The organism is Roseovarius sp. (assembly GCF_965228755.1).
GTDB lineage: Bacteria > Pseudomonadota > Alphaproteobacteria > Rhodobacterales > Rhodobacteraceae > Roseovarius.
This window is the reverse complement of the sequence record NZ_CBDDIG010000002.1, coordinates 160,555-172,500: the sequence shown is the minus strand read 5'-3', so window position 1 is coordinate 172,500 and position 11,946 is coordinate 160,555. Positions and strand designations below refer to the sequence as shown.

Sequence of the window (11,946 nt, the reverse complement as noted above, 5' to 3'; positions counted from 1 at the left end):
ATTGGAACATGTTGGGAAGCATGGCCATAGCGGGTGACAGCCCCGTACAATAAGCTCTGAGGTACGTATTAAGTAGGGCGGGACACGTGAAATCCTGTCTGAAGATCGGGGGACCACCCTCGAAGGCTAAGTACTCCTTACTGACCGATAGCGAACCAGTACCGTGAGGGAAAGGTGAAAAGCACCCCGACGAGGGGAGTGAAACAGTACCTGAAACCGGACGCCTACAATCAGTCGGAGCTTGACTGGACTCTAATGACAATCTGCTTCATCAACATGAAAACGATTCATGTTGGAGGCAATCGTGTCGGATATCGCATTTGTGACAGACGGGACCATGGCAGTCGTCGGACTTATCGCGGGGCTCATTGACATGAGCGTTAACCACTGCCCCAACGAGGGGTGCCTGGCGAAGAACGATGTTCCTGCCTACAACTCACTGGCACTGGGCGAGACATATTTCCAGGAAAACGCCTCTGGCGAGGAAATATACTTCCGGCGCGACACCGCGCGGGCCTTCGGCCCTTTCCAGAGCATCTGGGGCCTCTCGGCCTCCACAGACGGTGAATTCTGGATCGGCGCGGGCCACGCCTACACGCTGAACCTGTTCAACGAACGGACCTTCATCCAGTTTCACTCGATGGCGGGCCTTTACGAGAACGGCGGCGGGCACGATCTTGGCGGACCGGTACAGTTCCGGTCGGGCATCGAGATCGGCTACCAGGCCCGGAACGGCACGCGGGTCGGCCTCAGCGTCGATCACCGGTCGAACGCGGGCATCAACAGCCGCAACCCCGGTCTCGAGACCGTGCAGCTGCGGGTGTCGATCCCTCTCAAATGAGATTGTTATTAGTGTCCAGTCTTGTGACGGCGTACCTTTTGTATAATGGGTCATCGACTTGGTCTATCCAGCAAGCTTAAGCCGTTAGGTGTAGGCGCAGCGAAAGCGAGTCTTAATAGGGCGATGAGTTGGATGGATCAGACCCGAAACCGAGTGATCTAGGCATGGCCAGGTTGAAGGTAAGGTAACACTTACTGGAGGACCGAACCCACTTCTGTTGAAAAAGAACGGGATGAGCTGTGCCTAGGGGTGAAAGGCCAATCAAACTCGGAGATAGCTGGTTCTCTGCGAAATCTATTTAGGTAGAGCGTCATCCGAATACCCTCGGGGGTAGAGCACTGGATGGGTAATGGGGCCCCACAGGCTTACTGATCCTAACCAAACTCCGAATACCGAGGAGTACTAGATGGCAGACACACTGCGGGTGCTAACGCCCGTAGTGGAGAGGGAAACAACCCTGACCTCCGGCTAAGGCCCCCAATTCGTGGCTAAGTGGGAAAGCAGGTGGGACGACCAAAACAACCAGGAGGTTGGCTTAGAAGCAGCCATCCTTTAAAGATAGCGTAACAGCTCACTGGTCTAAACAAGTTGTCCTGCGGCGAAGATGTAACGGGGCTCAAGCCACGAGCCGAAGCCGAGGAGTGCGTATGCACTGGTAGCAGAGCGTAGTGTGACATAGTCTCATTCCTCCTTAGCGGGTTCGCCCGCCTTGGAGGAGAGAGGCTTTCGATGAAGCCGGGGCGTGAGCCATCCGGTGGAGAGATCACTAGTGAGAATGATGACATGAGTAGCGACAAAGAGTGTGAGAGACACTCTCGCCGAAAGTCCAAGGGTTCCTGCTTAAAGCTAATCTGAGCAGGGTAAGCCGGCCCCTAAGGCGAGGCCGAAAGGCGTAGCCGATGGGAACCAGGTTAATATTCCTGGGCCGGGAGGTGGTGACGGATTGCGAAGGTTGTTCATCCTTATCGGATTGGATGGGCCGCTTAGCAGTTCCTGGAAATAGCCCCTCCATCAGACCGTACCCTAAACCAACACAGGTGGACTGGTAGAGCATACCAAGGCGCTTGAGAGAACGATGTTGAAGGAACTCGGCAAAATGCCTCCGTAAGTTCGCGAGAAGGAGGCCCGCTTCGAAGGCAACTTTGGGGCGGGGGCACAAACTAGGGGGTGGCGACTGTTTACTAAAAACACAGGGCTCTGCGAAGTCGCAAGACGACGTATAGGGTCTGACGCCTGCCCGGTGCCTGAAGGTTAAAAGGAGAGGTGAGAGCCTTGAATTGAAGCCCAGGTAAACGGCGGCCGTAACTATAACGGTCCTAAGGTAGCGAAATTCCTTGTCGGGTAAGTTCCGACCTGCACGAATGGCGTAACGACTTCCCCGCTGTCTCCAACATCGACTCAGCGAAATTGAATTGCCTGTCAAGATGCAGGCTTCCCGCGGTTAGACGGAAAGACCCCGTGCACCTTTACTACAGCTTCGCACTGGCATCAGGATTGGGATGTGCAGGATAGTTGGTAGGCTTCGAAGCAGGGACGCCAGTCTCTGTGGAGCCATCCTTGAGATACCAACCTTCGCACTCTTGATGTCTAACCGCGGTCCGTTATCCGGATCCGGGACCCTGCGTGGCGGGTAGTTTGACTGGGGCGGTCGCCTCCTAAAGCGTAACGGAGGCGCGCGAAGGTTGGCTCAGAGCGGTCGGAAATCGCTCGTTGAGTGTAATGGCAGAAGCCAGCCTGACTGCGAGACTGACAAGTCGAGCAGAGTCGAAAGACGGCCATAGTGATCCGGTGGTCCCGAGTGGAAGGGCCATCGCTCAACGGATAAAAGGTACGCCGGGGATAACAGGCTGATACTGCCCAAGAGTCCATATCGACGGCAGTGTTTGGCACCTCGATGTCGGCTCATCTCATCCTGGGGCTGGAGCAGGTCCCAAGGGTACGGCTGTTCGCCGTTTAAAGAGGTACGTGAGCTGGGTTTAGAACGTCGTGAGACAGTTCGGTCCCTATCTGCCGTGGGTGTAGGATACTTGAGAGGAGTTGCCCCTAGTACGAGAGGACCGGGGTGAACGATCCACTGGTGGACCTGTTGTTGCGCCAGCAGCAGTGCAGGGTAGCTATGATCGGACAGGATAACCGCTGAAGGCATCTAAGCGGGAAGCCCCCCTCAAAACAAGGTATCCCTGAGGACCGTGGTAGACGACCACGTCGATAGGCCGGAGATGTAAGCGCGGCAACGCGTTCAGTTGACCGGTACTAATTGTCCAATAGGCTTGATTTGATCCAGTAAAAGCCAGACTTTGGCTGGACCAAAAGCATACACCGAAGTGTACTGACTTGGAATTCAAGGGTTTTTCTTGGTTTGGTGGTCATAGCAAGAGCAAAACACCCGGTCCCATCCCGAACCCGGCCGTTAAGTGCCTTAGCGCCGATGGTACTGCGTCTCAAGACGTGGGAGAGTAGGTCGCCGCCAAACCTAGTAAGACCCTTGATTGGTATCTCTCTGACGATGCCGCCTCACATTCCAGACAATTCGAGGCGGCTCAACGCAATGGCGCGGGATGGAGCAGTCTGGTAGCTCGTCAGGCTCATAACCTGAAGGTCGCAGGTTCAAATCCTGCTCCCGCAACCAAATCTTCCCGCGATGACCCCGCCTTTCCGGCGGGGTTTTTCGTTTTGGATGGTATGTACGCGAATTTCGGCGAGACCACGGGACCTCCCCCGCTTGCAACGTCTGGCACATCGGCTCGAGGAGCCGGTCCCGTCTTGGGTGGCCATGTCAGTTCGGACGGAACGTTCCTTGCGATGTGCTGTGATGGTCTATCGACGGGATGGACGCGGCAAAAGAAGTCCCCGGAGATTGCAGAACACTTCAAGTGCGCCAACCCCGACAATTTGGCTCCCTCAACAACGCGGGTTTTGGACCTGTTCCGCGACCGAAACGACAGACATGGTTCCGATCAAGATCAGCATCCGAGGTCGGACATGCGGCGGCGGCAATTCCTTTCATTGGCAGCGATACCAGGATTGTCCGGCATTCTCATACAGTCAGCAGATGCGCAGGAACCGGACGAGGGCAGCAACATGGACGTCAAGAGTGGGGTGGAACATACGCTGGGACGAAAGCCGCTCGATTTCGCAGACTATGCAGAACGCACCGCGGCAATTGGCATATGGGAGGCCGGAAATTGACCCAGATTGCCATTTCGATCCTTCTTTGGGGCTCGGCGATCGGTTGCGGATTGATCGCGGGGCTCTACTTCGCTTTCTCGATCTTTATCATGAACGCGCTCGGCAGGCTCGGACAGGGGCAGGGCGCTGCTGCGATGAATTCCATCAACGAAACGATCCTGCGTTCGGCGTTCATGCCGCTGTTCTTTGGCACCACCGTTTCCGCCGCCATGGTGGCGCTTCTCGGGCTGTTCCGGTGGGGCGCGCCGGGGGCAACTGCCATGCTGGCTGGTGGGGTTGTCTATGTCCTGGGCATGTTCGTTTGCACGGTGGTCTTCAATGTGCCGCTGAACAATGAACTGGCGCGGGCGGGCGCAGATGACGTGGTCTGGGAGCAGTATCTGAAGGACTGGACATGGTGGAACCACGTTCGCACCGTAGCGTCCGTCGTGGCGATGTTGCTTTTCATCCTTGCGCTTCTCGACACACGCTCCGCCTTGTCCTGAGAGGAAACGCAGATGTGACCAGTGCCGCGGCTGCCCTGAAGGGTGAGCTGTCGCATGGCCATGGGGCGTCGACTGTCGCTAGTAAATTGGCACCTTGATATCCGATTGAATCGGACCTTCCGTGGCACCAATATCCGAGGCAATCCTTGGTGGAAGGGCAGCAGATTGCACCTGCCCAATCCCGCAGTACAAGGAACCATCCAATGCTTGAAGCATCACTTTCCGGATTATTGCTTGCCTGGAGCGCCTATGGCTTGGGGATTCTCAGTCCCGGGCCGAACGTTCTGGCGGTCATGGGCACCTCGATGGAACATGGACGGCGTGCCGGCATCACGCTGGCCATGGGAATGGTCAGCGGCACGCTTTTCTGGGGTACGGCCACGTTGCTGGGCTTGACCGCGCTGCTGGCAGTCTACGCGTCCGCCCACACAGTCATCAAGTTTGCAGGGGCGGCGTACCTGCTCTGGCTTGCCTACAAGTCCTTTCGTGCGGCCATGCGCGCCCGGTCGGACCTGCCTGAAGCGGTGGCGACTGATCAAAAGGCCGGACAGCTTTACGTGAGGGGGTTGCTCATCCAGATCAGCAATCCGAAGGCGGCGTTGACCTGGATCGCGATCATGTCGCTTGCCCTTCGGGAAGGGGCCCCGTCATGGGTTGGGCCTGCGGTCGTGGCGGGCTGCCTCGGGATATCCTTTGTCGGGCATATCACTTATGCCCTGCTGTTTTCCGCACCGCCGGTGGGAAAACTTTATCTTCGTGCGCGGCGCTGGATCCAGGGCGGGCTCGGGGCGTTCTTCTGTTTCGCGAGCTGGAAGCTGGCCACGGCGCGCCTGTGAGAGCCGGTGCTTGCCGGGCTTTCCGAGTTCCCTTCGATCACGCCGCAATGGGCCAAGGGGCAGGTCGGCCAGACCAGCGCGACCGCGTCTGATCACCGACCCCTTAGTTTCGCAACTTGCGAGATGGCTGGTTCGATCCTGGGGGCGTCGATCAGGCCGAAACCGAAGACGTAGCCTTTCTGGACAGTGTCGTGTGTGGCGTAGCGTGCAATATCTTCAATCCGTATGCCTTCGGCCGCTGCCTTCGCCACCACGATCTGTTCGTTTTCGGGTTCCAAGAGCTCTGCTGCGAGATGCACGCCGGCATGGGCGTCGAACGGGCGAAGCCGATCGCCGAAATGCGCGTCCAGTGCCTCGAGAAGAATGGTGCGTCTTTCAGAATACATGCGTCGCATCTTGCGAACGTGACGTGCCAGGTGACCTTCTGAGATGAAGTCCGCGAGCGCGAGCTGTGGGATCAGGGGGCTGTGCCAATCGTTCAGATGCCTGGCCAGGGTCAGGGCATAGCGCGCCCATTCCGGGAGGACGACAAACCCCATTCTGAGGGCGGGAAACATGCTCTTGGAGAAAGTGCCGACATAGAAAACCGACTCCGAGCGATCGAGCGTCTGCAATGCATCAAGCGGCATGCTGTTGTGCCGAAATTCGCTGTCGTAATCGTCCTCGACGATGAGCGCGCCGTAGCTGTGGGCGAAATCGAGAAGTTCGGCGCGCCTGCGGGCGGACATGGCGACGCCGAGGGGGAACTGGTGCGAGGGCGTGACGCAGATGACGCGCACTTCTGGCGGGATGCGTTCGACGATCAGGCCTTCGTCGTCCACCGGGATGGAATGGATCTTGGCGCCCGCACCGATGAAGGATCGTCGCGTCGGCCCGTAGCCGGGATCTTCCAGCGCAACCGCGGTTTCCCCCGGTGTCACCAGAATGCGGGCAATGAGGTCGATGGCCTGCCGCGCGCCGGCTGTCACGACTATGTCCTCCGGCCCGCATGCCACGGCGCGCACGAAAGACACGTGATTGGCGATAGCGTGTCTTAGAGAGTGTTCGCCCGCAGGATCGTGTTCAGAAACTCCCATCCTGGCAACGGCACGTGTCGCCCGTGTGGACAGCCGTTGCCAGATGTCGAATGGAAATTCGGCGTCGGGCATCCCGGCAACGAAATCGAAACGGTAGCTTTCGCCGCTGCACGTCTCGGCGACAGGCCGCCAGTCGCGAAACGCGGGGGCAAGTCGCTTGTCGGCATTGTGTCCTGCCTGTCGCGGCGCCCTTGGACGCTCCAATCGCGGACTGATGTCGACAACGAAGGTGCCCGCACCCTTACGGCCCTCGACGTATCCCTCGCTGAGCAGCATGTCATACGCGGCCATGGCGGTATTGCGCGAGATGCCAAGGCCTTTCGCCAGGGATCTGGTCGGGGGCAGACGAAGGCCAGGCTGAAGCCGTCCGTCAATGATGGCCGCACGCAATTGCCTGTGCAGCGAACGCAGGAGATCACGCGAGCCCGGTTCGGGCAGATCGATCGCAATGTCCAGAATTGGCTCCATGAACTTCAAATTCTATGGATCTTTTGAAGTACCGTAATTCGAGGCAGGGTCGAGTGCAACGCGCAGTTCGAAATCATGCTATGCGGCTGCGGCCGAGGTGGTCGAGCGATGTGGGTTACGAGCGGGCCGGGTCGCCGGCATACAGCCCGTCCAGGATCGCGCGGAATACGGTGACGGCCTTGGAGGAGGTCTCTTCCGGCGTGTCGGAGCTGGCGATCCAGGTCGCTGCATGAATACTGGCGCCGTTGATCAGGCGGGCGGCCGCCTCTGGATCAACGTCCACAAGAAGCCCGTCGGCCTTCAGGGCGTCGAGCTTGTTCTTCAGGTCCATGACACAGCAATTCGTATCCGGCCACTGTGAGATATCGCCCAGCACGGCGGGGCCGTCGTGAAACATGATGCGCTGGATCTCCGGCTCGAGCGCCATCTGGATATAGGCGATCTGGCTGTCGACGACAGCCTGCCAGAGCGACGGCGCGCGCGTCGAGATTTCCGAGAGGCGCTCGGTCATCTCCATGTCGATCTGCCGGACGACGGCCTGGAACAGGCCCTTCTTGTCGCCGAAATGATGATAGAGCGCGCCGCGTGTCAGGCCGGCGGCGGCGGTGAAATCGTCCATCGAGGCATCGGCATAGCCGACCGTGCCAAAGGCCTGCCGCGCGGCGGCGGTCAGCTTGGCCCGGGTTTCGGCGATCATTTCCTTGCGCGGTTTCCGCAAATCCTTCTCCCAGATTCACCTACGCGGCGTATGTGTATTGACATACGCGGCGTATGTTATTAGTTCCGTTGGCATACGCTACGTATGTAAAATGTGCCTCGGCACGAATCAAGGAGTTAACAGATGCCTAATCCCTATGCGGTCATCTTTCGTGTCCCCGGAACGAAAGGTTTCTCGGCGGCCGGGTTCTTTGCGCGGTTGCCGCTTGCCATGGCGCCTATCGGCATCGTGGCGATGCTGTCCCAGACCCATGGCGAGTATTGGCTGGCCGGTGCCGTGGCGGCGGTTTTCGCGCTGACGAACGCGCTTGTCTCGCCGCAGATATCACGACTGGTTGACCGTTTCGGTCAGTTGGCGGTCGTTGGTCCCGCAACGGCCATTTCGGCCGCGGCATTCCTGGCCCTTGCGGCCGCGGCGCATTCCGGCTGGCCCCTATGGACGCTGTTCACTTCGGCCTTTCTTGCCGCTGCCATGCCGAGCATGTCGGCCATGGTCCGCGCCCGCTGGAGCGCGATTTTCCGGGATCGGCCCGAACTCAATACCGCCTTCGCCTTCGAATCGGCGGCGGATGAACTGATCTACATCGCCGGCGCGTCGCTGTCGGTCGGCCTGTCGGTGTCGTTCTTTCCGGAGGCGGGTATTCTAGCCAACACGCTGCTACTTTCGGTCGGAAGTGCCGCCTTCCTGATGCAACGGCGCACGGAGCCCAAGGTGGTCGAGTGGACGGGGGAGGATCGGGCGCAGGGCTCTGCCATCCGGTTGCGCCCGGTCCAGATCGTGACGCTGACGCTCATTTTCGTCGGGGCGATCTTTGCCACGGCCGAGGTCAGCGCGGTGGCGATTACCGAGAAACTCGGACAGCCGGACGCCGCCAGCCTCGTGATCGGGGTCTACGCGGTGGGCTCGTTCGTGCTGGGCCTCGTCCTTGGTGCGCTCAACCCGCAGATGCCGTTGCAGCGCCAGCTTCTGATCGCTGTCGGTGTGCTTGCGGCGACGGCCGTTCCCCTGCTGTTTGCCAGCGGCTCGGTGGCCATTCTCGCCTTTGCCGTCTTTGTCAGCGGGATCGCCGTGTCGCCCACGTTCATCACGGCGTTCGGCCTGGTCGAACGTCGCGTGCCGGCGTCGATGCTGACCGAGGGCGTCACCTGGGTGATGACCGGGATCGGTATCGGTATGGCGTTCGGCGCGTTCGTCGCCGGGTGGGTGGTCGACAATTTCGGCCCGGAGAACGGCTTCTGGGTGTCGGTGGTGTCGGGAATCGCGGCGGTGCTGACGGTGGCGATCGGACAACGCAGCCTGTCGGTCCGGTGCGATTGCCCCGCGCCCGGGACCGATTTGCAACCGGCCGCTTAGGCCGACGAAACAGGCCGTTCGGCACGGGGGTGCCGGACGGCGCAGCCAAGCAACAGCGGCCGCGACATTTACCGCGGCCCTTATCAACATCTTGAGAAAACAACCCTCTCGCAATAGCATGAAGCCGTTCGGTGAGCTTGGGGGGCATCACCTGCAATTTCGGGGACCCTCCGGGGGAAACGCAAACGCCTGTAATTACAGGCAATTGCAAGGGATGATTCGGTGTTTAAAATCAGAAATTTATGGACGTCCGTCGCCGGTGCCGCGGTGGCTGGCATATTTTTGGGATCGGCGCCGCACGCGGAGGCGACGGACCTCGAATCCGCGGATGGGGCGCTGCTTGAGAAACAATGGGCGGAGTACGAGGCCGACAGGCCGAAGTCGATCCGGGAGGTTCAGCCTTTCCGGCGGTCCGCCACGACGCAGGATGCGGATGGGACGGAATTTACCCTGACCTCGCTCAACCCGGCGTTCAATACGTGGTTCCTGCTCGATATCACGACGGTCGCACGGCATACCAAGACGACCACCTATCACCTTGAAATGACCGACCCGGAGGAGACCATCGTGTCGCTCCGGACAACGGACACGCCCGAGCTGATCTTCGAAAGTAACGGCATCGTCGAGCGCTGTGCGCCGTGGACGGGGCGGAATTCGGAGCTCGACAAGGCGGTCAATTCCGGATTGCCCTATGCGCCGATCTGCGGCGACCGGGTGTTCGTGCGCAACCATGTGCGCGGCTCGCGGAGCAACCGCGAGGCGGTGGCGGAGTTCCTGCGCGACAACGTGATCTTTGGCGAGAGCATCGTCGGGATCATCAAGGGCTCGTTCTACGAAGACGCCTACATGGTGTCGGGCGAAGTGGTCGCGGGCGGCGATTCCGGCGAGGTGGCGGCCTCGCTCGGCAAGGCCAACCTGTCGCAGCATCCGGTGTTCCGGGCCTATTTCGGGTTCGAGCTGGACGGCGCGGATGGCGGGATGCAGGCGGGCAGCTGGTATGCCGTGAAGGACGCGCCGGGCATCTATGCCAGCGCGATGCAGCCCGGCATGATCCACCCCGATATCCTGAACCGGAAGGGCGAAACGCATTGGCTGGATGGCGTGGAGAACCGCGCCGATGTGTACCTGGTGGCGTTCGACCTGTCTCAGTTCGAGCTGGGCTACGAGGTGGGCACCGATCACCCGCGCCTCGACTGGTCGCCGCGGCCGAGCGGGGCGGGCAAGAACTGGCAATTGCCGGGGCCGGACGGGTTCAACCGGTCCGACCCGCTGGTGCGGACCGGGATGCTGAGCCCGGCGCTGACCGACCGGGTGGCGGCGACATTCGCCGGCGGGTTCAAGCGCGACCACGGGGCGTGGCGCGCGGGGGACAAGGCGGTCACCAATTACGGCCACCATTACGGGTTCCTGGCCAACGGGGTGATCTTCAGCAAGCTGCATCCGGGCCTGTCGACGATCTTCGTGCTGGATGACGGCTCGATCCACATGCGGACCTGGACCGAGGCGGATCGCGAGCTGCTGCCGCGGGTGCGGTTCGCGCGCCAGAACGGTGTGCCGCTGATCGAGAACGGCGTGCCGGGCGACCAGGTGACAAGCTGGCTTGGCGGCAACTGGTCCGGCTCGGCCGAGGCCGATCTGCGGACGCTGCGCGGTGGGGCCTGCATGAAGGAGGTCAATGGCCGCAAGTTCCTGATCTACGCCTATTTCTCTTCGGCCACGCCCTCGGCGCAGGCACGGACGTTCCAGGCCTATGGCTGTGACCATGCCATGCTGCTCGACATGAACTCGCAGGAGCATACCTACATGGCGCTCTATACCAACGAGGAGGGGCGCGTGGTGCCGCATCACCTTGTGAACGGGATGTCGGCGGTGGATGCGCAGGGCAATGACGGGCATCCGATCGCCCGTTTCGTCGGGTTCTCCGACAACCGTGACTTTGTTTACCTGCTCAGAAAGTAGAAATCGGGGAAAGAGCATGCTGAAACGTTCGAGGGCCGTTCTGGCGGCGGGGCTTCTGGTGGTGATCGGGTCGCTGCCCGGACAGGCGCAGACGCTTCAGGAAAACAACGAGAGGATGTTCCGCGAGATGCAGGCCGCGCGGGGCCTGAGCGGGGCGGAGATGCAGCGGATCCGGTCGATCTTTGCCGGGTCGCGCTACATGGGGCAGGGCAACCCGGCGGTGACGCGCCACCCGCTGACGCCGCAGCAGCTGGCGGCGAAACTGGGGCAGGACCCGAAGAGCTATTACCGCAATGCCGCGTTCGAGCGGATCTGTGGCGAGCCTTACATGGCGCCGCTGTACGATCCGGCGTCGGAGAGCCCGGGGGATGCGAAGGTGTGCGCCGACATGTTCGAGTATCCGAACGTGCCGGGGATGTACCCGGTGACATGGGTGCAGGCGAACGAGGCGGCCGAGCTGTGCTGGGCCGAGGGCAAGCGGATCGGCGATGCGCATGAATGGGAAGGCGCCTCGCACGGGGCGCTGACGCCGCCGGATTACTTCTTCGGGCGGAGTGTGCAGGCGGCGCGGGCGGCGCATAACGCGAAGTACCAGGCGTCGGCGCGGTATTCCATCGGGCCGCAGTGGAAGGCCGGGGTCTGCGCCACCGGCAGTTTCAAGAATGGCGGCTGCAATGGCGGGAGCTTCACCGGCTGCGGGTCGAACACCTATCCGGCGGGCAGCTTCCCGGCCTGCAAGAGCCCGCTGGGGGTCTACGATATCGACGGCAATGCGGCCGAGCACATGAACCTGCCGTTGTCGCCCGACGAGATGTCGAGCCGGGGCAGCCGCAAGCTGGGCGTGACCGAGATGAAGGGGAGCTGGTTCATCTGGGACACGGTGCGGGCGCATACCCACTGGAGCCGCTGGCGCGCGCCTTATTGGCATGGCGGGCGGGTAATGGCGTCGAACAGCCACCGGAATTACCACCTGGGCTTCCGCTGCTTCAAGGATGTTAAGTAAGGTTTCGTTAACCGGTTA

General features: G+C 60.8%; 8 protein-coding genes, 1 tRNA gene and 2 rRNA genes (1 of these 11 only partly in view). 9 read left to right on the top strand and 2 right to left on the bottom strand.

Annotation, left to right across the window (positions count from 1 at the left end):
* The 6 genes from ACO07J_RS01045 to ACO07J_RS01020 form a co-directional block, all read left to right on the top strand.
* Nucleotides 1-3,119, top strand: a 23S ribosomal RNA gene (locus ACO07J_RS01045) (it extends 319 nt beyond the left edge of the window).
* An 80-nt stretch (nt 3,120-3,199) separates the two neighbouring features.
* A 5S ribosomal RNA gene (gene rrf, locus ACO07J_RS01040) occupies nt 3,200-3,314 on the top strand.
* 79 nt (nt 3,315-3,393) lie between these two features.
* A tRNA-Met gene (locus tag ACO07J_RS01035) sits at nt 3,394-3,470 on the top strand.
* A 134-nt stretch (nt 3,471-3,604) separates the two neighbouring features.
* The gene (locus ACO07J_RS01030) at nt 3,605-4,030 is read left to right on the top strand and encodes a hypothetical protein (RefSeq protein WP_422025458.1); all 426 of its coding nucleotides are present in this window, start codon (nt 3,605-3,607) and stop codon (nt 4,028-4,030) included.
* On the top strand, nt 4,027-4,515 hold the full coding sequence (locus ACO07J_RS01025; protein ID WP_422025456.1) for a DUF1772 domain-containing protein: 489 nt from the start codon (nt 4,027-4,029) through the stop codon (nt 4,513-4,515). The genes ACO07J_RS01030 and ACO07J_RS01025 overlap by 4 nt, the downstream gene beginning before the upstream one ends.
* Nucleotides 4,516-4,718: 203 nt before the next feature.
* Complete coding sequence (locus ACO07J_RS01020; protein WP_422025454.1) at nt 4,719-5,351, top strand: LysE family translocator; 633 nt, start codon at nt 4,719-4,721, stop codon at nt 5,349-5,351.
* A gap of 92 nt (nt 5,352-5,443) precedes the next feature.
* On the opposite strand, the gene ACO07J_RS01015 is transcribed toward ACO07J_RS01020, so the two are convergent.
* Both ACO07J_RS01015 and ACO07J_RS01010 read right to left on the bottom strand, forming a co-directional pair.
* Nucleotides 5,444-6,895, bottom strand: coding sequence for a PLP-dependent aminotransferase family protein (locus ACO07J_RS01015; protein WP_422025635.1), 1,452 nt, complete (start codon nt 6,893-6,895; stop codon nt 5,444-5,446).
* 115 nt (nt 6,896-7,010) lie between these two features.
* Nucleotides 7,011-7,613: a TetR/AcrR family transcriptional regulator gene (locus tag ACO07J_RS01010; RefSeq protein ID WP_422025452.1), complete on the bottom strand. Its 603-nt coding sequence runs from the start codon at nt 7,611-7,613 to the stop codon at nt 7,011-7,013.
* A gap of 123 nt (nt 7,614-7,736) precedes the next feature.
* On the opposite strand from ACO07J_RS01010, the gene ACO07J_RS01005 reads away from it, so the two are divergent.
* The 3 genes from ACO07J_RS01005 (at nt 7,737) to ACO07J_RS00995 (ending at nt 11,928) form a co-directional block, all read left to right on the top strand.
* Entirely contained in the window at nt 7,737-8,966 is a 1,230-nt protein-coding gene (locus tag ACO07J_RS01005; protein ID WP_422025450.1) for an MFS transporter, read from the top strand.
* 267 nt (nt 8,967-9,233) lie between these two features.
* A complete protein-coding gene (locus ACO07J_RS01000; RefSeq protein ID WP_422025448.1) occupies nt 9,234-10,925 on the top strand; it encodes a hypothetical protein in 1,692 nt (563 codons plus the stop codon).
* A 16-nt stretch (nt 10,926-10,941) separates the two neighbouring features.
* Nucleotides 10,942-11,928, top strand: coding sequence for an SUMF1/EgtB/PvdO family nonheme iron enzyme (locus tag ACO07J_RS00995; RefSeq protein ID WP_422025447.1), 987 nt, complete (start codon nt 10,942-10,944; stop codon nt 11,926-11,928).
* The last annotated feature ends 18 nt before the right edge of the window (nt 11,929-11,946 follow it).